This window comes from Isoptericola sp. NPDC057391 (genome assembly GCF_042668085.1).
In the GTDB taxonomy this organism is placed as follows: Bacteria; Actinomycetota; Actinomycetes; order Actinomycetales; family Cellulomonadaceae; genus Isoptericola.
Genome location: NZ_JBHVBO010000063.1, coordinates 1 through 20,071 on the forward strand (window position 1 = coordinate 1; position 20,071 = coordinate 20,071).

The window sequence follows — 20,071 nt, forward strand, 5'->3', positions numbered from 1 at the left end:
GGATCAAGTCAGCACGCTCGATTCACGTTCGGCGGGTCAGCGGGCCCGCGCGCCCAGGCGGCGGCTGATCTCGGTGGCCGCCCGGCCGGCCGCCTCGGCGAGCTCGTCGCGCCGGGCGGCGTCGACGTCGTCGGACCAGAACGTCAGCGCGACGCCCGCCACCGGGTGGCCCGTGTGGTCGAGGGCGGCGTGCGCGACGGACGCGAGGCCGGTCGTGACCTCGCCGTCCTCGGTGGCGTGGCCGCGGCGGCGGGTGTCGCGCAGCACCTCGCGCAGGTCGCGCAGCGTGCGCGGGCCGACGCCGGTGCGGTCGGCGAGCGCCGCGGCCGACGGGAACAGCGCCCGCACCTGCGGGGCGGGCAGCAGCGCCAGCACCGCGCGACCGCTGGCGGTGAGGTGGCTGGGCAGGCGCACGTCGACGTCGGTCACGAGGCTGGGCCGGTGCGGCGCGCGCTGCTCCACGAGGTACAGCACCTCGCGGCCGTGCAGCACGGCGAGGTGCGCGCTCTCGCCCGTCGTCTCGACCAGCCGCGCGACGACGGGGCGCGCCAGCCGGGCCAGCGGCGCCTGCCGCGCGTACGCCGAGCCGAGGGACAGCGACGCCGTCCCGAGCCCGTACCGGTGCTCCTCCGGCAGGTGGGTCACGAAGCCCTCGTCCACCAGCACGGAGAGCAGGTGGTAGACGGTGGACCTCGGCAGGCCCAGGTGCTGCGCGACCGCGGCCGCCGGGACCGGCCCCGCCTGCGCGGCGAGGAAGGTCAGCACGCGGAGCGTGCTGCGCGCCGCGGGGACGTCCGCCATCGGGCCTCCTCGTCGCTCTCGGGTCCGGTGTCTGGGATCCCAGACTGAACCTCGCCGGAACCCGTGTCCAGCGCGCCCCGGAGGGTGTGTGCTGGCGGCATGACCGTCACCATCACCACTCGTGCCGTCGTGGAGCTGAGCGGCGACCCGCTGACCGTCGACGCCGTCGTCGCGGTCGCCCGCCACGGCGCGCAGGTCCACCTCACCGACCGCGCCCTGGCGGGGATGGCCGCGAGCCGCGCCGTCGTCGAGGACCTCGCCGACGACGCCCGCCCGCACTACGGCGTCTCCACCGGCTTCGGGGCGCTCGCCCGCCGCCACATCCCCACCGAGAAGCGGGCGCAGCTCCAGCTCGGGCTGGTGCGCTCGCACGCCGCGGGCAGCGGCCCCGAGGTGGAGCGCGAGGCGGTGCGTGCGCTGCAGCTGCTGCGGCTGGCCACGCTCGCCACCGGCCGCACGGGCGCCCGCCCGGTGGTCGCGGAGACGTACGCGGCGATGCTCAACGCCGGCATCACGCCGGTCGTGCACGAGTACGGGTCGCTCGGGTGCTCCGGCGACCTCGCGCCGCTGGCGCACGTGGCGCTCGCCGCGCTGGGGGAGGGCCCGGTGCGCGACGCCGACGGCGAGCTCGTCGACGCCGCCGACGCCCTTGCGGCGGCCGGTATCGCGCCCCTGGAGCTGCGGGAGAAGGAGGGCCTGGCCCTCATCAACGGCACCGACGGGATGCTCGGGATGCTGTGCCTCGCGCTCGACGACCTGCACCGCCTGCTCACGACGGCGGACGTCGCCGCGGCGTCCAGCGTGGAGGCGCTGCTCGGCTCGGACGCGCCGTTCGCCGAGGACCTCGTCGGGATGCGCCCGCACCCGGGGCAGGCGGCGTCGGCCGCGAACCTGCGCGCGCTGCTCGCCGGGTCGCCGGTCGTGGCGAGCCACCGGACCTTCGATGCCGACGGGCGCCCCGAGTGCACCCGCGTGCAGGACGCGTACTCGCTGCGGTGCGCGCCGCAGGTGCACGGCGCGGCGCGGGACACCGTCGAGCACGCGGAGGCGGTCGCCGGGCGCGAGCTCGCGTCGGCGATCGACAACCCCGTCGTCACCGTCGACGGCCGGGTCGAGTCGAACGGCAACTTCCACGGCGCGCCCGTCGCGTACGTGCTGGACTTCCTCGCGATCGCCGTGGCCGACGTCGCGTCCATGAGCGAGCGGCGCACCGACCGGTTCCTCGACGTCGCGCGCAACGAGGGCCTGCCGGCGTTCCTCGCCGACGACCCGGGCGTCGACTCCGGGCTGATGATCGCCCAGTACACGGCCGCGGGGATCGTGTCGGAGCTCAAGCGGCTGGCCGCGCCCGCGAGCGTCGACTCCATCCCGTCGTCGGCCATGCAGGAGGACCACGTGTCCATGGGCTGGGCCGGGGCGCGCAAGCTGCGCCGCGCCGTCGACGGCCTGGGGCGCGTGCTCGCCGTCGAGCTCATGACCGCCGCCCGCGCCCTCGACCTCCGCCTCGCCGACCTGTCAGGACCACGCGCAGGTTCTGATGGTCCTGGCCCTGACAACTCCCGCGCCCCCGAGTTGTCAGGACCACGCGCAGGTTCTGATGGTCCTGGCCCTGACAACTCGACGACGGCCGGTGCAGCGGCGGGCACCGGCGCCGTCCACGCGCTGCTGCGCGCCGCGGTCCCCGGTCCCGGGCCGGACCGGTTCCTCGCCCCCGAGATCGACGCCGTGACGCGGCTCGTCTCAGGCGGCGAGGTCGTCGCCGCCGCGAGCGCCGCCGTCGGCCCGCTTCGCTGAACCGCTCCACCGACCCTCAGAACGACCTCCCGAAGGAGACGACGATGTCCCACGAGCTCGGCACTCCCGTCCCCGTGCGTGCGCCGCGCGGCACGACGCTCACCGCTCGCAGCTGGCAGACCGAGGCCCCGCTGCGGATGCTCATGAACAACCTGGACCCGGAGGTGGCGGAGCGCCCCGACGACCTGGTCGTCTACGGCGGCACGGGGCGGGCGGCGCGCGACTGGCCGAGCTACCACGCCATCGTGCGCACCCTCACGACGCTGGCCGACGACGAGACGCTGCTCGTGCAGTCGGGCAGGCCCGTGGGCGTGCTGCGCACGCACGAGTGGGCGCCGCGGGTGCTCATCGCCAACAGCAACCTCGTGGGCGACTGGGCCACGTGGCCGGAGTTCCGGAAGCTCGAGGCGCAGGGCCTCACGATGTACGGCCAGATGACGGCCGGGTCGTGGATCTACATCGGCGCGCAGGGCATCCTCCAGGGCACGTACGAGACGCTCGCCGCGGTGGCCGCGAAGCGGTTCGGTGGGACGCTCGCGGGGACGCTCACGCTGACCGGCGGGTGCGGCGGCATGGGCGGCGCGCAACCGCTCGCCGTCACGCTCAACGGCGGCGTGTGCCTGGTGGTCGACGTCGACCGGTCGCGCCTGGAGCGGCGTGTGCGCGAGCGCTACCTCGACGAGGTCGCGGACGACCTGGACGACGCCGTCCGGCGCGTCGAGGCGGCGAAGGCGGAGCGCCGCGCGTTGTCCGTCGGCGTGGAGGGCAACAGCGCGGAGGTGGTGCCGGAGCTGCTGCGTCGCGGCGTCGCGGTGGACGTCGTGACCGACCAGACGTCGGCGCACGACCCGCTGTCGTACCTGCCCGTCGGCGTCTCGGTGGACGAATGGCACGACTACGCCGCCGCCAAGCCCGAGGAGTTCACCGACCGGGCGCGCGAGTCGATGGCCCGGCACGTGGAGGGCATGGTCGGCTTCCTCGACGCGGGCGCCGAGGTGTTCGACTACGGCAACTCGATCCGCGACGAGGCGCGCCGCGGCGGCTTCGACCGCGCCTTCGACTTCCCGGGCTTCGTCCCGGCGTACATCCGGCCGCTGTTCGCGCAGGGCAAGGGCCCGTTCCGCTGGGCCGCGCTGTCCGGCGACGCGCGCGACATCGCCGCCACCGACAAGGCCGTGCTCGACCTCTTCCCCGACGACGACCACCTGCACCGCTGGATCCGCGCCGCCCAGGAGCGCGTCGCGTTCCAGGGGCTTCCCGCGCGCATCTGCTGGCTCGGGCACGGCGAGCGCGACCGCGCGGGGCTGGCGTTCAACGACCTCGTCGCGAGCGGCGCGGTGAGCGCGCCGGTCGTCATCGGGCGCGACCACCTCGACGCCGGGTCCGTCGCCTCCCCGTACCGGGAGACCGAGGGCATGGCCGACGGCTCCGACGCCATCGCCGACTGGCCGCTGCTCAACGCGCTCACCGCGGCGTCGTCGGGCGCCACGTGGGTGTCGCTGCACCACGGCGGCGGCGTCGGGATGGGGCGGTCCATCCACGCCGGGCAGGTGTCCGTCGCGGACGGCACCGACCTCGCGGCGCGGAAGCTGGCGCGCGTGCTGTCCAACGACCCTGGGCTCGGCGTCCTGCGGCACGTCGACGCCGGGTACGACGACGCCACGGCCGCCGCGTCGCGGGGCGGGCTGCGCGTGCCGATGCGAGAGTCGTAGGCATGCGCGAGGTGGAGCACCCGGGCGGGTCGCACCCGGCCACGCTGATCCTGGGGATCGGCGAGCTCACGACGAACGCCTACGAGGCCGTCGGCGTCGACGCCGTGGACGACCCGACGGGCGTGATCCGGGACGCCGCGCTGCTGCTCGACGGCGGGCGCGTGGCCTGGGCGGGCCCGGAGAGCGCGTGCGCCGCCGGCGTCGAGCAGGCGCTGGGCCGCGCACCGGACCGCGTCGTCGGCGTCGAGGGACGCGCCGTCGTTCCCGGCTTCGTGGACTCCCACAGCCACCTGGTGTTCGCCGGCGACCGGTCGTCCGAGTTCGAGGCGCGCATGGCCGGGCGTCCCTACGCGGCGGGCGGCATCCGCACGACCGTCGCGGCGACGCGCTCGGCGTCGGACGACGAGCTGCGCGCGACCCTGCGCCGCCACGTCGACCAGGCGCTCGCGCAGGGCACCACGACCCTCGAGACCAAGAGCGGCTACGGGCTGACCGTCGCCGACGAGGAGCGGGCCGTCCGTCTCGCGCGCGAGGTCACCGACGAGGTGACGTTCCTCGGCGCGCACGTCGTGCCGCCCGAGCACTCCCGCGATCCCGACGGCTACGTCGACCTCGTCGTCGGCGACATGCTCGCCGCCTGCGCCCCGTACGCGCGGTGGGTCGACGTGTTCTGCGAGACCGGGGCCTTCACGCCCGAGCAGTCGCGCCGCGTGCTGGAGGCCGGCGCCGCCGCCGGCCTCGGCGTGCGCGTGCACGCCAACCAGCTCGGCCCGGGGGAGGGCGTGCGGCTCGCCGTCGACCTCGGCGCCGCCGCCGTCGACCACTGCACCTTCCTGTCCGACGACGACGTCGCGGCGCTCGCGGGCTCGTGGTCTGCTTCCCGGTCCGGCGGCGAGGCGCACGGGACCGTCGCGACCCTGCTGCCGGGCGTCGAGTTCTCCACGCGCCAGCCGTACCCCGACGCCCGCCGCCTTCTCGACGCGGGCGCCGTCGTCGCGCTCGCCAGCGACTGCAACCCCGGCTCGTCGTACACGAGCTCCATGCCGCTCATGGTGGCGCTCGCGGTCCGCGAGATGGGGATGACCGTCGCCGAGGCCGTCTGGGCGGCGACGACAGGCGGGGCCCGCGCGCTGCGTCGCGACGACGTCGGGCACCTCGCGCCCGGCGCCCGCGCCGACGTCGTCGTCCTCGACGCCCCGAGCCGCACGCACCTCGCGTACCGCCCCGGCGTCCCGCTCGTGCACGCGGTCTGGAAGAACGGGCGCGAAGAGGTGCACCCGCCGAGGTAGTTCGAACTCCACCGAGGTAGTCCAGATCCTCGCGAGGTAGTTCCTCCCCCGCCGACGTCGTTCGGCAGGCGGGATGACGGCTGTTTTGTCCCTTGAGTCCGAACTACCTCGGCACGGATCGAACTACCTCGGCGAGAACCTGACTACCTCGGCACGAAAGGAACTACCTCGGGCGGAGGGCCAGGCCGGCCAGAACCTCCAGCACGCAGAGGGCGGCGAGGCGGACGGTGCGGCCGTCGGGCGTGTCGGCGGTGGCGTCCACCTCGGCGAGGTCGACGGAGCGAACACGGTGATCGGTGGCCGCCGCGCGGACGAGCGCGCGCAGCTCCCAGGCGGCCAGCCCGCCCGGCACGGACGCGGGGCAGCCGGGGGCGACGGAGCGGTCGCAGACGTCGACGTCGACGTCCAGGTGCACCGGCCCGCCCGCGGCGCCGGCGACGTCCAAGGCCTCGCGGACGACGTCGGCCAGGCCAGCAGCGCCGTTCCCCCGGGCGCGGAGCTCGTCGAGCGTCACGACGGTGATCCCCAGGTCGCGCGCCCGCCGCGCGTACGCGGCGGAGTTGGCGAAGTCCGCGATGCCGAGCTGCACGACGCGCGACGGGTCCAGGCCGGCCTCGATCAGCCGGCGCACCGGCGAGCCGTTCGAGACGCCGTCGCGCAGGTCGTAGTGCGCGTCGAACGTGACCAGGCCGGCGGTCGCGACGTCGTCCCCCCAGGCGCCGAGGGCCACCGGGACGGTGAGCGCGTTGTCCCCGCCCAGCGCGACGACGGCGCGCGCCCCGGCCAGTGCAGCCCCGACCGCGGCGCGGGCGCGGGCCTCGCCCTCGGGCCCGTCGGGCTCGTCGACGTCGCCGTGGTCGACGACGTCGAGCGCGCCGAGATCGACGGGCGCGCCGTCGGCACCACGGATCAGGGCGGGGCTGTAGCGGCGCAGCGCCTCGCGCACGGCGGCGGGGGTCGCGTGCGCGCCCGTCGTCGACAGCGACGTGCGCCAGGTGGGGACGCCGAGCAGGGCCAGGTCGGCGGGTGCGTCGGCAGGGGCGGGCCAGCTGCCGGCGCGAGGCCAGAGCGGGTCGTGGGGCAGGGGAGCGGAGGTCACCTGCCGACCGTACGACTCCCATGAGGTGCCTCACACACCCGGGGTACCCCCTGGGCATCGTGGTGTCCCGCTGCTAGGGTCTGGCATTCGTGGGTTCGATGCCTACGTTCGATCACGTCGATCATTCGACCGGCTGATCCCCGATCCCCGACTGAGCATGGAGTTCCCGTGGCCGTCAGCGTTCCTGTGAGGCACCCCCTCATCGCGCGCCTCGACGTCGACTTCCGTCGCGTCGCCAGCGCGCTGTGTCGCTGACCCACCGGCCCACCGTCGACGACGCCGTCGACGGCCGGAGCCCGCGCCGCCGCTGACCGGCCCGCGCGCGGTCTCCCGCTCGTCCCGCACTCCCCGGGCGCCGTGCGCCCACCCTCTGCTGTCCCGGTGCTGCCCTGCGGCACCTCGGCGAAAGGTTCCTCCGTGTCCTCCGCAACCAAGGTCCCCGGCGCGCAGCCGCGCGGACGCAAGAAGCTGCGCTTCCCGTCGTTCTCGGTCCAGATCCTGCTGGGCCTCGCGCTCGGCGTGCTGCTCGGCTGGCTCGCGCTCTCCCTCGGCCCGCAGGCCGACGGCGAGACGCCCAACGGCCTGACCACGACGCTCGACACCATCGGCTCGTCGTTCGTCACGCTGCTCAAGGCGATCGTGCCGCCGCTGATCTTCACGGCGATCGTCGCGTCGATCGCGAACCTGCGCACCGTCACCAACGCGGCCCGCCTGGCCGGCCAGACGCTGCTCTGGTTCGCCATCACCGCCGCGATCTCCGTGGCGATCGGCATCGGCCTGGGCCTGGTGTTCCAGCCCGGCCACAACACGACCCTCACGACGGCGGAGGCGGCCGAGCCGTCCAGCACCGGCACGTGGCTCGACTTCCTCAACGGCCTCATCCCGACCAACGTGCTCGGCCTGGGCGCCTCGACGTCGGTCGAGGCCGGCGCCGACGGCGCGCTGAGCGCCGAGACGGGCATCAGCTTCAACGTGCTGCAGATCCTCGTCGTCGCGCTGGTCATCGGCATCGCCGCCCTGAAGTCGGGGGCCAAGGCCGACCCGTTCCTCGCGTTCAACCGGTCGGCGCTCTCCATCATCCAGAAGGTGCTGTGGTGGATCATCCGCCTCGCGCCGCTGGGCACGATGGGCCTCATCGGCAACGCCGTCGCCACGTACGGCTGGGAGTCGCTGCGCTCGCTCGCCTCGTTCTCCGTGGCGATCTACGTCGGCCTCGCGCTGGTGCTGTTCGTCGTCTACCCGGTGCTGCTCAAGGCCAACGGCCTCGGCGTGATCGCCTGGTTCAAGGGCGCGTGGCCGGCGATCCAGCTCGCGTTCGTCTCCCGCTCGTCGGTGGGCACCATGCCCGTGACGCAGCGCGTCACCGAGCGCAATCTGGGCGTGCCGAGCGAGTACGCGTCGTTCGCCGTGCCGCTGGGCTCGACGACGAAGATGGACGGTTGCGCCTCGATCTACCCGGCGATCTCCGCGATCTTCGTGGCGCAGATCTTCGGCATCGACCTGTCGCTGACCGACTACCTGCTCATCGCCTTCGTGTCCGTCGTCGGCTCGGCCGCGACCGCGGGCCTCACCGGCGCGATGGTCATGCTGACCCTCACGCTGTCCACGCTGGGCCTGCCGCTGGCGGGCGTGGGCCTGCTCCTCGCCGTCGACCCGATCCTCGACATGGGCCGCACCGCGGTGAACGTCGCCGGGCAGACGGTGGTCCCGACCATCGTTGCCAAGCGCGAGGGCATCCTCGACCTCGAGCAGTTCCGCGCCGCGTCGTCGGAGCACCTGTTCGACGAGGACGAGGCCGCGCAGGACGACGCTGCCGAGCCCACGCAGGACGAGGCCGCCCGCGAGCCGGTGGGCGCCGGCGCGAAGGCCTGACGGCCCGCAGCACGAGACGGAGGCCCGGTGGGACACCCGCCGGGCCTCCGTCGTGCTATCGGGCGAGCGCCGCGGCCTCGACGAGGCCGGTGCACGGGATCGCGAGGACGTCGCCGCGGCGCAGGTCGCGCGGCAGGCGGACGACCGGCCCGCCGCGGCCCGGCGCCGGGTGCACGGTGAAGGGGCGCAGGGGCTCCGCGGACGCCCGGCCCACGAGCCGCGCGCGGTCGAGCAGGACGGCGCACCCGCCGAGGTCGGCGTCGAGCCAGGCCTGCCGGGCGTCGTCCCCGAGCCGCGGGACGGCGTCCGCCACGCGCGCCAGGACGACGGTCCGCGGGGGCGCGTCGCCCCAGAAGCGGTCGACGCGCGCGACGTCGGCGCCGACCGGGACGACGACGCGCGGGGTGGCGTAGTGCTCGGCGAGCCGGGCCAGGCTGGTGCGGTCGACGAGCACGTCGTCCGCGGTGAGCTCGGTGCCCTCCGGCCACCCCTCGAGCGCCGCGCGCCGGGGGCGGACCAGGGTGGTGATCAGCGTCGTGAGGCCCATGCCTCCGGTCTACTGCCGCGCGAGCCCGCGGGACCGGGACCTCACGGAACGCATACGGGGACGGGCCCGATCCTCACGACTCTCCGCCGTCGGGGTCGAGGCGGTAGCCCATGCCGGCCTCGGTGACGAGGTAGCGCGGGGCGGCGGGGTCGGGCTCGAGCTTCTTGCGCAGCTGCGCCACGTAGAGCCGCAGGTACCCGGTGTCGCTCACGTGCTCGGAGCCCCAGATCTCGGTGAGGAGCGTCTGGCGGGTCACGAGCTTGCCGGGGTTGCGCACCAGCCGCTCGAGCATCTGCCACTCGGTGGGCGTGAGGCGCACGTGCTCCGTCTGCCCGCCGAGGGCGCGCGTGACGCTGTGGGCGGAGAGGTCCACGGTGACGTCGCCGAACCGCACCACCGGGTCGGAGTCCTCGTGCGCCACGCGGCGGGTGAGGGCGCGGATGCGGGCCAGGAGCTCCTCGATGGAGAACGGCTTGGTCACGTAGTCGTCCGCGCCGGCGTCGAGCGCCTCGACCTTGTCGGCCGCGCCGGTGCGCCCGGACACCACGAGGATCGGGGCGTCCGACCAGCCACGGACGGCGTGGATGACGTCGATCCCCTCGAGCTCGGGCATGCCCAGGTCGATCATGAAGACGTCGGGGCGGTGGTCGATGGCGCGGGCGATCGCCTGCGTCCCGGTGGTCGCCGTGACGATCTCGTACCCCTGCGCGGTGAGGGTGATCCGCAGGGCGCGCAGGATCTGGGGGTCGTCGTCGGCGATGAGGATCTTCATGGCGCGGTGGTCTCCGGCGGGTCGGGGTGGCGGGTTGGCTCCGCGGCGGGGAGCGCGACGACCATCGTGAGGCCGCCGCCGGGGGTGTCCTCCGGGGTCAGCGTGCCGCCCATGCCCTCGACGAACCCCTTGGACAGCGCGAGGCCGAGCCCCAGGCCGGTCGTGTTGTCGGTGTCGCCGAGCCGCTGGAAGGGCACGAACACGTCCTCGCGCCGGTCGGCGGGGATGCCGGGGCCGTGGTCGACCACCCGGATCTCGACCGTGCCCGCGAACGTGCTGGTGGAGACGCGCACGCGCCGCCCGGCGGGGGAGTGCCGCAGCGCGTTGGCCAGCAGATTCACCAGCACCCGCTGCAGCAGCACGGGGTCGGCGACGACGCTCGGCGCGGTGAGGTCGAGGTCGAGCTCCACCTCCCCGGGGCCGACGCCGAGCTCGTCGAGCGCAGGCAGCACGACGTCGGCCGTCTCGACGGGCGCCGTGGAGACGGCGAGCACGCCGGCCTCGAGCCGGCTCACGTCGAGCAGGTCGGTGATGAGGGTGCCCAGCGCGGTGAGGCTCTCGTCCGCCGTCGCCAGCAGCTCGTCGTGGTCCGCCTCGCTCAGCGCGCCGCGCGCGGAGCGCAGCCCGCTGACGGCGGCGGCCGCGGAGCTGAGCGGGCGGCGCAGGTCGTGGCTCAGCGCGGACAGCAGGGCGCTGCGCACCCGGTCGGACTCGGCGAGCTGGTCCACCTCGCTCGCCACCTCGGCGAGGTCGCTGCGCTCCAGCGCGGCCTGCAGCTGGACGGCGATGACGTTCAGCAGGCGTCGCTCGGAGGCCGCGAGGTCGCCGCCGGACAGCTCGAGGTCGGCGCGGTCGCCGACGTCGATGGTCGTGCGCGATCCCGCCGGGTCGTTCTCGCCGTCCGCGGCCAGCACCACGCCGCCCGCGACGAGGCGCGCCCCGGCGAGCCCGAACGCCTCCCGCGCCCGGCTCACGAGCGCCTGCACGGCGTCCTGCCCGCGCAGCACGCTGCCGGCCACGGTCGCCAGCACCTCCGACTCGGCCGCGGCCCGGTGTGCGGCGCGCGTCGTGCGGGCGGCGCGGTCCACGACGACGCTCACCAGCACGGCCGTGACGACGTACAGGACGAGGGCGACGGCGTGCAGCGGCTCGCCCACGGTGATGGTGTGGATCGGCTCCACGAAGAAGAAGTCGAGCGTGATCCCGGACAGGATCGCGGCGTACACGGCGGGCCCCGCGCCGCCGACCAGCGCCACCACGACGACGAGCAGCTGGTACGACAGCACGTCCGAGACGATCGACTCCTCGCTGCGGAGCGTCACGAGCCCCCACGTGAGCAGCGGGCCGCCCAGGACGGCGAGCAGGTACCCCGCCAGGCGGCGCTTCGCCGACAGGGCGCCGCCCATGCGCGGCAGGCGGGCGCGGCCGCCCGCGGCGGCGTGGTTGACGATGTGGACGTCGATGTTGCCGGCCTCGCGCGTCACGGTCGCGCCGATGCCGGGCCCGCTGAGCGCCGCGGCAAGGCGGCCGCGGCGGGAGACGCCGATGACGAGCTGGGTCGCGTTGACGCCGCGCGCGAACTCCACGAGCGCCGTCGGGACGTCGTCGCCCACCACCTGGTGGTAGGTGCCGCCGAGCTCCTCGACGAGCAGCCTTTGCCTCGCGAGCGCGCCCGGCGTCGCGCCGCGCAGCCCGTCCTGACTGGTGACGTGCACGGCGAGCAGGTCGCCGCCCGCCGACCGCGCCGCGATCCGCGCGCCGCGCCGCAGCAGCGTCTCGCCCTCCGGCCCGCCGGTGAGCGTCACGACGACCCGCTCGCGCGCCTCCCACGTGGAGTCGATCCCGTGCTCGGTGCGGTAGTGCTGCAGCGCCGCGTCGACCTCGTCGGCCAGCCACAGCAGGGCGAGCTCGCGCAGGGCGGTGAGGTTGCCGAGGCGGAAGTAGTTCGACAGCGCCGCATCCACCCGCTCGGCCGGGTAGACGACGCCGGACGAGAGCCGGTCGCGCAGCGCCTGCGGGGCGAGGTCCACGACCTCGATCTGGTCCGCGGCGCGCAGCACGGCGTCGGGGATGGTCTCCTGCTGCGCCACCCCGGTGATCTTCTGGACGACGTCGTTGAGCGACTCGATGTGCTGGATGTTGACGGTCGAGAGGACGTCGACGCCGGCGTCGAGCAGGGCGTCGACGTCCTCCCACCGCTTGGCGTGCCGCAGGCCCGGCGCGTTGGTGTGCGCCAGCTCGTCGACCAGTGCGACCTCCGGCCGCCGCGCCAGGACGGCGTCGAGGTCCAGGTCGGTGAGCTCGACGCCGCGGTGGGTCACGGTGGTGCGCGGCACGACCTCCAGCCCTTGCGCCATCGCGGCCGTCGCGGCGCGCCCGTGCGTCTCCACGAGCGCGACCACGACGTCCTTGCCGTCGTCGCGCAGCCGCCGGCCCTCCTCGAGCATGGCGTAGGTCTTCCCCACGCCCGGCGCCGCGCCGAGGAGGACGCGCAACCTGCCGCGACCCATGCTCACCTCCCGAGCTCGGCCGTGCTCTCGTCGAGGGCCACGTTGAGCTCCAGCACGTCGACCACGGGCTCCCCGAGGTATCCCAGGGCGCGACCCTCAGTGTGCCTCGCGACGAGGTCCGCGACCTCCTTTTCCTCCAGGTCGCGTGCGGCGGCGACGCGCGCGACCTGGAGGTCGGCGTACTCGGGGCTGATGTGCGGGTCCAGCCCGGACCCGGACGTGGTGACGGCGTCCGCCGGGACGTCGGCCTCCTCCACGTCCTCGAGCGCGGCCACGGCCGCGCGCCGCTCGGCGATCGCGGCGACGAGGTCGGGGTTCTCCGGGCCGAGGTTCGACCCGGAGGACGCGGCGCCGTCCCAGCCGTCTCCCGCGGCCGACGGTCGCGGCTGGAAGTACTGCGGCAGGGGCGCTCCCTCGGCGTCGGTGAAGCCCTGGCCGACCAGCGCCGACCCGACGACGTCCCCGTCGGCGTCGCGGACCAGCGAGCCGTCGGCCTGCGCCGGCAGCACGAGCTGGCCGACGCCGGTGATCGCCGCCGTGTAGCCGACGCCGAGCAGCAGGGTCAGGACGATCATCGCTCGGACCGCGACCCCGAGGGTGCGGCCGGTGCTGCGGGTGGTGGCGTTCATGGAGTTCTCCTTCGCTCTGCTCAGTACCCGGGGAGGAGGCGCACGACGAGGTCGATGAGCCAGATGCCGACGAAGGGCGCGACGACGCCGCCGAGGCCGAAGACCAGGAGGTTGCGCCCGAGGGTCTTCGACGCGTCCATGGGCCGGTAGCGCACGCCGCGCAGGGACAGCGGGATGAGCAGCACGATGACGAGCGCGTTGAACACGATCGCCGACACCACGGCCGACGACGGCGAGCTCAGGCCCATGACGTTGAGCGCCTCGAGGCCGGGGAACACGCCCATGAACATCGCCGGGATGATCGCGAAGTACTTCGCGATGTCGTTCGCGATCGAGAAGGTCGTCAGCGCGCCCCGCGTGATGAGCAGCTGCTTGCCGATGCGGACCACGTCGATGAGCTTGGTGGGGTCGGAGTCGAGGTCGACCATGTTGCCGGCCTCCTTAGCGGCCGACGTGCCCGAGTTCATCGCGACGCCGACGTCGGCCTGCGCGAGGGCGGGGGCGTCGTTGGTGCCGTCGCCGGTCATCGCGACGAGGCTGCCGCCCTCCTGCTCGCGCCGGATGAGCGCCAGCTTGTCCTCGGGCGTCGCCTCGGCGAGGTAGTCGTCCACGCCGGCCTCGGCGGCGATGGCCGCGGCGGTCAGCGGGTTGTCGCCGGTGACCATCACGGTGCGGATCCCCATGGCCCGCAACTCGGCGAACCGGTCCGCGATGCCCTCCTTGACGACGTCCTTGAGGTGCACGACGCCGAGCACCCGCCCGGCCTCGCCCGGCGCCCGGACGGCCACGACCAGCGGCGTGCCGCCGGACCGCGCCACCCGCTCGACGGCGTCCTCCACCTCCGCGACGACCGGGGCGGCCGGGGCACCGCCGTCGGCCAGCCAGGCCATGACGGCGCTGCCGGCACCCTTGCGGATCTGCGTGCCGTCGGGCTCGTCGAGGCCGGACATGCGGGTCTGCGCGGTGAAGGGCACGACCTCGCCGGGCGCGGTGTCGCCGACGTCCACCCCGGCCCGGGCGGCGAGCGTCACGATCGACGCACCCTCCGGCGTCGGGTCCGCGAGGGACGAGAGGGCGGCGGCGCGCACCAGGTCGCGGACGTCGACGCCGGACAGCGGCAGGAACTCGCTCGCCTGCCGGTTGCCGTACGTGATCGTGCCGGTCTTGTCGAGCAGCAGCGTCGTCACGTCGCCGGCGGCCTCGACGGCGCGGCCGGACATCGCGAGCACGTTGCGCTGCACCAGGCGGTCCATCCCCGCGATGCCGATGGCGGACAGCAGCGCGCCGATCGTCGTCGGGATGAGGCAGACCAGCAGGGCGACCAGCACGGCCACGCTCACCGGGCTCGCCGCGTACGACGCGATCGGGTTCAGGGTGAGCGCGACGACGACGAACACGATCGACAGCGACGCGAGCAGGATGCTGAGCGCGATCTCGTTCGGCGTCTTCTGCCGGCTGGCACCCTCGACGAGCGCGATCATCCGGTCCACGAACGTCTCGCCCGGCTTCGAGGTGATGCGCACGACGACCCGGTCGGACAGCACCCGCGTGCCGCCGGTGACGGCGGACCGGTCGCCGCCGGACTCGCGGATCACGGGCGCGGACTCGCCGGTGATGGCGGACTCGTCGACCGACGCGATGCCGCGCACGATCTCGCCGTCGCCCGGCACGAGGTCGCCGGCGGCGACCACGACGACGTCGCCGAGGTCCAGGTCGGCCGACGACACGTCGTCGAGCGGGGCGCGCAGCGCGTCGGGGTCGGCCCCGGCGTCGTAGGCGCGGACGCGGTGCGCGACGGTGGCCGTGCGGGTCTGGCGGAGGGTGTCCGCCTGCGCCTTGCCGCGGCCCTCCGCGACCGACTCGGCGAGGTTCGCGAACACGACGGTCAGCCACAGGAACAGCGCGATGACGGCGGTGAACGAGCCCGGGACGGCCGTGCCGCCCGAGGTGACGGGCCCGCCGAGCAACGGCTCGACGACCGCGAGCACGGTGGTCAGCGCGGCACCGACCCAGACGACGAACATCACGGGGTTGCGCCACATCTGGCGCGGGTCGAGCTTGCGGAACGCGCCCGGCAGGGCGGCCCGCACCTGGGACCAGGTGAAGATCCCGCCCGGCGTGCGGGGGGTCGTCGAGGACGGGGTGGGGGACGGGGTGTCGATCAGGGTGGTCATGGCTTACACGAGCCCTTCCGCCAGGGGACCCAGCGCGAGAACGGGGAAGTAGGTGAGCGCGGTGAGGACGACGACGACCCCGACGAGCAGCCCGACGAACTGCGGGCGGTGCGTGGGCAGCGTCCCCGCGGTGGCCGGGACCTTGTCCTGCCGGGCCAGGGAGCCGGCGAGGGCGAGCACCAGCACGATCGGGACGAAGCGGCCCAGCAGGATCGCGACGCCGAGCGCGGTGTTCAGCCACGGGGTGTTCGCCGTCAGGCCGGCGAAGGCCGAGCCGTTGTTGTTCGCGGCCGACGTGAAGGCGTACAGGACCTCGGACATGCCGTGCACGCCCGGGTTCCAGATCGACGTCGAGACGACGCTCTCCCGCACCGGCGGGATCGCGAAGCTCAGCGCCGTGCCAGCGAGCACCAGGGTGGGAGTCACGAGGATGTACAGGCTGGCCAGCTTGATCTCGCGGGGCCCGATCTTCTTGCCGAGGTACTCGGGCGTGCGGCCCACGAGCAGGCCGGCGACGAACACGGCGACGACGGCCAGCACGAGCATCCCGTAGAGCCCGGACCCGACGCCGCCGGGGGCCACCTCGCCGAGCATCATGTTGAGCATCGGCAGCATGCCGCCCAGCGCGGTGAACGAGTCGTGCATCGAGTTGACGGCGCCGGTCGACGTCGTCGTGCTCGTGGTGGCGAAGAGCGTGGACCCGAGGACGCCGAACCGCGCCTCCTTGCCCTCCATCGCGCCGCCGGCGAGCTGCGGGGCGGTGCCGTTCCCGGCCGACTCGAGCGCCGTCAGCGCGGCGAACGACGCCACGAAGATCACGCCCATCGCCGCGAGGATCGCGTAGCCCTGCCGCAGGTCGCCCACCACCCGCCCGAAGGTGCGGGGCAGGGAGAACGGGATGGCCAGCATGAGGAGGACCTCGACGACGTTGGTCCACGCCGTGGGGTTCTCGAACGGGTGCGCCGAGTTCGCGTTGAAGAACCCGCCGCCGTTGGTGCCGAGCAGCTTGATGACCTCCTGGGAGGCGACCGGGCCGCCGGGGATGCTCTGGGCACCGCCGGCGACGGTCGTGACGTCGGTGAAGCCGTCGAAGTTCTGCACGACGCCGCCGATCATCAGCACCACCGCGCCCAGCACCGAGAGGGGCAGCAGGATGCGGAGGCTGCCGCGGACCAGGTCCACCCAGAAGTTGCCGATCACCCCCGTGCGGCGGTGCGCGAACCCGCGGACCAGGGCCACGGCCACCGCCATGCCGACCGCCGCGGAGACGAAGTTCTGCACCGCGAGCCCGGCGAGCTGCACGGTGTACCCGAGCGTCTGCTCGGGCGAGTACGACTGCCAGTTCGTGTTGCCCACGAACGACGCGGCCGTGTTGAACGCCAGGTCCGGCGGCACCGCGGGCAGCCCCAGCGAGTATGGCAGCCACTGCTGCGTGCGCTGCAGCGCGTAGACGATCAGCAGCCCGACGACGGAGAACGCCAGCACGCCGCGCGCGTAGGCCTGCCAGGTCTGCCCTGACCGCGGGTCCACCCCCAGCAGGCGGTACAGGCCGCGCTCGGCGCGCCAGTCGCGCGGCGTCGTGTAGACCGTCGCCATGTAGTCGCCGAACGACCGGTGGACGGCGGCGAGGACGAGGGCGACGGTGCCGAGCGCGAGGACCGCCCCGACCCAGCCCATCAGAACTTCTCCGGTTTCACGAGGGCCACCGCGAGGTAGACCAGCGCGGCCACGCCGAGGGCCGCGGCGAGGAGCTCGACGACGATCACAGCCTCTCCACCGCCTTCGCGATCCCGGCGAGCAGCGCGAACAGGGCGATCACGCCCAGCACGTAGACGACGTCGAGCACCAGCACGTCCCCACTTCGAGTCCGACGGCCCACCGCCGGCGGGCCGGGCGCCCTTCCCGGGTGCCGACGTCGATGCAACACCCGCCGGAAGGCCCCGGAGCCCGTCCTCACGGGATCCATACGGCGTTCGGCCGCACCCTGACGGAAGCCCTACGGGCGAGGGCCGCCGCGGCGAGAGCCGGGGATGCGCGACGGTCGGGCGTGCCAGGCTGCCCCGTATGGACTCCGTCGACGACGACACCAAGGCCGCGTGGGCCGTCGCCTCGCGCAAGTACACGGACGAGTACGCCGAGCACCTCGAGCAGGCCCGCACGGCGCGGCTGCTGCCCGCGGAGGTCGCCGCGATCGGGGAGCTGGTCCGGGGTGCCGACGTCGTGCACCCGATGAGCGGCCATGGCCTGGACGACGTCGCGCTGGCGCGGCTGGGCGCGCGGTCCGTGCACGGCCTGGACTACAGCCCGGCGCCGGTGGCGAGCGCGCAGCGCCGGGCCGACGAGCTGGGGCTGCCCTGCCGGTACACGTGCGCGACGCTGCCCGACAGCGGCCTCGACGACGCGTGCGCCGACCTCGTCTACACCGGCAAGGGGGCGCTCATCTGGGTCGCGGACCTGCCCGCGTTCCTCGCCGAGGTGCGCCGCCTGCTGCGGCCGGGCGGCCGGTTCTACGTCTACGAGGCGCACCCGCTGGTGCCGCTGTGGGCGTGGGACGCCGACGAGCTCCGCGTGCGCCCGGACCGCGGGTACTTCGAGACGTCGCACGTCAACGACACGTTCCCCGGCCACGGGGCGGTGGAGCGGCAGCGCACGCTCGCCGAGACCGTCATGGCGTGCCTGCGCGCCGGGTTCGAGATCGAGCACCTCGAAGAGCACCCCGAGCCGTTCTGGCGCCCCGACGGCGTCGACGCCGCCGCCTGGGACGGGCGCGTCCCGAACGCGTTCTCCCTGCTGGCGCGAGTCGTCTGAGCGCCGACGCACGACGGAGCGCCCGCCCCCTGGAAGCGGGACGGGCGCTCGGCGGTGGTGCGGGGCTCAGGAGCCCGCCGGCTCCTCGTGGTCGGTCGGGGTGTGCACGATGTCGTAGTACACGTCGGTGTTCCCCTCCTCGGGGAAGACGCGGTAGGTGAACTCCTGGTCGGTCAGCGTGACGATGTCCGAGTCGCGCTCGAACAGCACCTCGCCGGCGTCGTCCTTCGCGACGATGTGGCGGGTCGTGCCCTCCTCGTCGACCGTCCAGTCGCCCTGCATCTTCGGGGTGTCGTCGAGGTTGTACATCGTGAACGTGCCGTCGGCCTTGAAGTACGCCCAGCCGACGAAGGTGCTCACGTCCTCGTCGTCCAGCGGGACCTCCTCGCCCGACTCGTCGGTCGCGCCGGTGGTCTCCCAGGCGGTCGACGCGAGCACGTCCGACGGCGTCTGCGCGTCCTGCGCCGTCTCCTGGTCCGCGGCCTCCTGCGACGCGGTGGTGCCGGTGCCGGCCGCGGCGTCGGCCTCGCCCGTGCTGCAGGCGGTGAGCGCCCCCAGGGCGATCAGCGCCGAGACGGCGATCGTGGCGGGCTTCGTCGGCTTCGTGAGCTTCATGGGTGTCCTTCTCTCGTGGCCGGGCCTGGCTGTGCGCCCGGGACGTACGTGGTGAGGCAGCCATCGTCGTCACGGCCGTCGCCCGGGCACATCGCCTGGCGGGCTCGGCAGGCCTCAGCCGAACGGATGATGTGCTCGCCGCGGCCGCCCTGCGAGCCTGGTCGACGTCGTCCACCACCGCGTCGTCCACCACCGCGCGTCCACCACGGAGGGATCCTCATGACCGCTCGACCGTCACGGCCCGGGGCTCGTCGTGCGCGGGCCGGGCTCGCCGTCGTCGTCGCCTCGCTCGCCGTGGTGACGACGCTCGCGGCGTGCTCCGCCGGCTCGGCCGCCCCGGACGCGGCCGCGGAGGGCGCGTCGTCGTCCGGTGCCACCGCGGCGCTGTGGCGGGCCGTCGAGCGCGGCGACGCGGACGCCGTCCGGCGTGCCGTCGACGACGGCGCCGACCTCGAGGCGCGGGGGGACGGCGACGCGACGCCGCTCGTGGCGGCGACGAAGGCCGGGCGGACGGACGTCGCCCTGGCCCTGCTCGACGCCGGGGCCGACCCGGACGCGAAGGACGCGATCGAGGACTCCGCGTTCCTGTACGCGGGGGCCGAGGGGCTCGACGAGATCCTCACGGCGACGCTGGAGCACGGTGCCGACGTCGGGAGCGTCAACCGCTACGGCGGCACCGCCCTCATCCCGGCCAGCGAGCACGGGCACGTCTCGACCGTCCGGATCCTCATCGAGGCGGGCGTCCCGCTCGACCACGTGAACGGCCTGGGGTGGACCGCGCTGCACGAGGCGATCGTGCTCGGCGACGGGGACGCCGACCACGTTGAGACGGTCCGGCTGCTGCTGGAGGCCGGCGCGGACCCGACGATCCCCGACCGCGAGGGCGTGCTCCCGCGCGACCTCGCCGCCCGGGCCGGCCAGGACGAGATCGTCGGCCTGCTCGAGCGCGCGTCCTGAGGCCCCCGCGCTCGGACGGTCACGTCTCCGAGGGCGGGTGGTGAGCCGCGAACCGCAGCAGCGCCCCCGGCGGCAGCTGGCCCAGCAGCCACAGGTGCGTCGACGCCACCGCGGCGACCACCGGGTAGCCGCCGGTCAGCGGGTGGTCGACGCCGAACAGCACGGGAAGCCCGTCCGGCGGCACCTGCAGCGCGCCGGTCACGCAGCCCTCGCTGGGCAGCTCGCGGCCCCGCGCGCCGGGCGTGCGCGTCAGTGGCGCGCCGTCCAGCCGCAGGCCCACGCGGTCGGAGCGGTCGGTCACCCGCCACTCCTGGTCCAGCAGCGCGGCGACGTCGGTGAACCAGTCGTCGTGCGGGCCGAGCACGACGGGGAGCGTCGTGACCTCGCCCGGCGCGGGCAGCGTCGCCGGGTCCGGCGCCCCGACGTCGTGCACGGCCACCGCCCCGATGTTGTGGGTGGGCTCGTGGCCCTGTTCAGCACCTGGATCAGGGC

The 20,071-nt window shown here is 74.5% G+C and carries 16 protein-coding genes and 1 pseudogene; 6 read left to right on the plus strand and 11 right to left on the minus strand.

Features of this window, described 5'->3' with window-relative positions; all coding sequences use genetic code 11:
- Positions 1 to 36: 36 nt before the first annotated feature.
- Entirely contained in the window at positions 37 to 801 is a 765-nt protein-coding gene (locus ACFUVW_RS10230) for an IclR family transcriptional regulator (protein ID WP_430571220.1), read from the minus strand.
- Positions 802 to 900: 99 nt separating this feature from the next.
- On the opposite strand from ACFUVW_RS10230, the gene hutH reads away from it, so the two are divergent.
- Genes hutH through hutI form a run of 3 tightly spaced genes read left to right on the plus strand, consistent with a single transcriptional unit; the run spans position 901 to position 5,596 of the window.
- Complete coding sequence (gene hutH / locus ACFUVW_RS10235; RefSeq protein ID WP_430571221.1) at positions 901 to 2,595, plus strand: histidine ammonia-lyase; 1,695 nt, start codon at positions 901 to 903, stop codon at positions 2,593 to 2,595.
- A 44-nt stretch (positions 2,596 to 2,639) separates the two neighbouring features.
- Positions 2,640 to 4,307, plus strand: coding sequence for a urocanate hydratase (gene hutU / locus ACFUVW_RS10240; RefSeq protein ID WP_430571222.1), 1,668 nt, complete (start codon positions 2,640 to 2,642; stop codon positions 4,305 to 4,307).
- Positions 4,308 to 4,309: 2 nt separating this feature from the next.
- The gene (gene hutI / locus ACFUVW_RS10245) at positions 4,310 to 5,596 is read left to right on the plus strand and encodes an imidazolonepropionase (protein ID WP_430571223.1); all 1,287 of its coding nucleotides are present in this window, start codon (positions 4,310 to 4,312) and stop codon (positions 5,594 to 5,596) included.
- 163 nt (positions 5,597 to 5,759) lie between these two features.
- On the opposite strand, the gene ACFUVW_RS10250 is transcribed toward hutI, so the two are convergent.
- Positions 5,760 to 6,695 (minus strand): arginase family protein, encoded by a 936-nt coding sequence (locus ACFUVW_RS10250; protein ID WP_430571224.1) that lies wholly within the window; start codon positions 6,693 to 6,695, stop codon positions 5,760 to 5,762.
- 417 nt (positions 6,696 to 7,112) lie between these two features.
- On the opposite strand from ACFUVW_RS10250, the gene ACFUVW_RS10255 reads away from it, so the two are divergent.
- Positions 7,113 to 8,567, plus strand: coding sequence for a dicarboxylate/amino acid:cation symporter (locus ACFUVW_RS10255; protein WP_430571225.1), 1,455 nt, complete (start codon positions 7,113 to 7,115; stop codon positions 8,565 to 8,567).
- Between the two features lie 55 nt (positions 8,568 to 8,622).
- Here the strand turns inward: ACFUVW_RS10255 and ACFUVW_RS10260 are convergent, their stop codons facing one another.
- The 7 genes from ACFUVW_RS10260 to ACFUVW_RS10290 form a co-directional block, all read right to left on the minus strand.
- Complete coding sequence (locus tag ACFUVW_RS10260) at positions 8,623 to 9,114, minus strand: hypothetical protein (RefSeq protein ID WP_430571226.1); 492 nt, start codon at positions 9,112 to 9,114, stop codon at positions 8,623 to 8,625.
- 73 nt (positions 9,115 to 9,187) lie between these two features.
- The gene (locus ACFUVW_RS10265; protein WP_430571227.1) at positions 9,188 to 9,886 is read right to left on the minus strand and encodes a response regulator; all 699 of its coding nucleotides are present in this window, start codon (positions 9,884 to 9,886) and stop codon (positions 9,188 to 9,190) included.
- Positions 9,883 to 12,396 carry an ATP-binding protein gene (locus tag ACFUVW_RS10270; protein ID WP_430571228.1) on the minus strand — a complete coding sequence of 838 codons (2,514 nt, stop codon included), beginning with the start codon at positions 12,394 to 12,396 and terminating at the stop codon, positions 9,883 to 9,885. The genes ACFUVW_RS10265 and ACFUVW_RS10270 overlap by 4 nt, the downstream gene beginning before the upstream one ends.
- 2 nt (positions 12,397 to 12,398) lie before the next feature.
- Positions 12,399 to 13,025, minus strand: a complete 627-nt coding sequence (gene kdpC, locus ACFUVW_RS10275; RefSeq protein ID WP_430571229.1) for a K(+)-transporting ATPase subunit C — start codon at positions 13,023 to 13,025, stop codon at positions 12,399 to 12,401.
- A gap of 20 nt (positions 13,026 to 13,045) precedes the next feature.
- Positions 13,046 to 15,199 (minus strand): potassium-transporting ATPase subunit KdpB, encoded by a 2,154-nt coding sequence (gene kdpB / locus ACFUVW_RS10280; protein WP_430571230.1) that lies wholly within the window; start codon positions 15,197 to 15,199, stop codon positions 13,046 to 13,048.
- 3 nt (positions 15,200 to 15,202) lie between these two features.
- Complete coding sequence (gene kdpA, locus ACFUVW_RS10285) at positions 15,203 to 16,876, minus strand: potassium-transporting ATPase subunit KdpA (RefSeq protein WP_430571231.1); 1,674 nt, start codon at positions 16,874 to 16,876, stop codon at positions 15,203 to 15,205.
- Complete coding sequence (locus ACFUVW_RS10290) at positions 16,876 to 16,965, minus strand: potassium-transporting ATPase subunit F (RefSeq protein ID WP_430571232.1); 90 nt, start codon at positions 16,963 to 16,965, stop codon at positions 16,876 to 16,878. Before ACFUVW_RS10290 ends, kdpA begins: the two co-directional genes overlap by 1 nt.
- Positions 16,966 to 17,263: 298 nt before the next feature.
- On the opposite strand from ACFUVW_RS10290, the gene ACFUVW_RS10295 reads away from it, so the two are divergent.
- Entirely contained in the window at positions 17,264 to 18,007 is a 744-nt protein-coding gene (locus ACFUVW_RS10295) for a class I SAM-dependent methyltransferase (RefSeq protein WP_430571233.1), read from the plus strand.
- Between the two features lie 66 nt (positions 18,008 to 18,073).
- Here the strand turns inward: ACFUVW_RS10295 and ACFUVW_RS10300 are convergent, their stop codons facing one another.
- Positions 18,074 to 18,622, minus strand: coding sequence for a DUF4822 domain-containing protein (locus tag ACFUVW_RS10300; RefSeq protein ID WP_430571234.1), 549 nt, complete (start codon positions 18,620 to 18,622; stop codon positions 18,074 to 18,076).
- 219 nt (positions 18,623 to 18,841) lie between these two features.
- Between ACFUVW_RS10300 and ACFUVW_RS10305 the strand changes: the two genes are divergently transcribed.
- Positions 18,842 to 19,579 carry an ankyrin repeat domain-containing protein gene (locus tag ACFUVW_RS10305; RefSeq protein ID WP_430571235.1) on the plus strand — a complete coding sequence of 246 codons (738 nt, stop codon included), beginning with the start codon at positions 18,842 to 18,844 and terminating at the stop codon, positions 19,577 to 19,579.
- Positions 19,580 to 19,598: 19 nt separating this feature from the next.
- On the opposite strand, the pseudogene ACFUVW_RS10310 reads toward ACFUVW_RS10305, so the two are convergent.
- Positions 19,599 to 20,071: pseudogene (locus ACFUVW_RS10310) on the minus strand (hypothetical protein); the annotation flags it as partial.

Excerpts from the sequence above, each read along its gene's own strand:
- kdpB (WP_430571230.1), bottom strand. The coding sequence starts at position 15,199 with ATGACCACCCTGATCGACACCCCGTCCCCCACCCCGTCCTCGACGACC.
- hutI (WP_430571223.1), top strand. The coding sequence starts at position 4,310 with ATGCGCGAGGTGGAGCACCCGGGCGGGTCGCACCCGGCCACGCTGATC.
- kdpA (WP_430571231.1), bottom strand. The coding sequence starts at position 16,876 with ATGGGCTGGGTCGGGGCGGTCCTCGCGCTCGGCACCGTCGCCCTCGTC.
- ACFUVW_RS10300 (WP_430571234.1), bottom strand. The coding sequence starts at position 18,622 with ATGAAGCTCACGAAGCCGACGAAGCCCGCCACGATCGCCGTCTCGGCG.
- ACFUVW_RS10260 (WP_430571226.1), bottom strand. The coding sequence starts at position 9,114 with ATGGGCCTCACGACGCTGATCACCACCCTGGTCCGCCCCCGGCGCGCG.
- ACFUVW_RS10230 (WP_430571220.1), bottom strand. The coding sequence starts at position 801 with ATGGCGGACGTCCCCGCGGCGCGCAGCACGCTCCGCGTGCTGACCTTC.
- ACFUVW_RS10270 (WP_430571228.1), bottom strand. The coding sequence starts at position 12,396 with ATGGGTCGCGGCAGGTTGCGCGTCCTCCTCGGCGCGGCGCCGGGCGTG.
- ACFUVW_RS10265 (WP_430571227.1), bottom strand. The coding sequence starts at position 9,886 with ATGAAGATCCTCATCGCCGACGACGACCCCCAGATCCTGCGCGCCCTG.
- ACFUVW_RS10295 (WP_430571233.1), top strand. The coding sequence starts at position 17,264 with ATGGACTCCGTCGACGACGACACCAAGGCCGCGTGGGCCGTCGCCTCG.
- kdpC (WP_430571229.1), bottom strand. The coding sequence starts at position 13,025 with ATGAACGCCACCACCCGCAGCACCGGCCGCACCCTCGGGGTCGCGGTC.
- ACFUVW_RS10305 (WP_430571235.1), top strand. The coding sequence starts at position 18,842 with ATGACCGCTCGACCGTCACGGCCCGGGGCTCGTCGTGCGCGGGCCGGG.
- hutU (WP_430571222.1), top strand. The coding sequence starts at position 2,640 with ATGTCCCACGAGCTCGGCACTCCCGTCCCCGTGCGTGCGCCGCGCGGC.
- hutH (WP_430571221.1), top strand. The coding sequence starts at position 901 with ATGACCGTCACCATCACCACTCGTGCCGTCGTGGAGCTGAGCGGCGAC.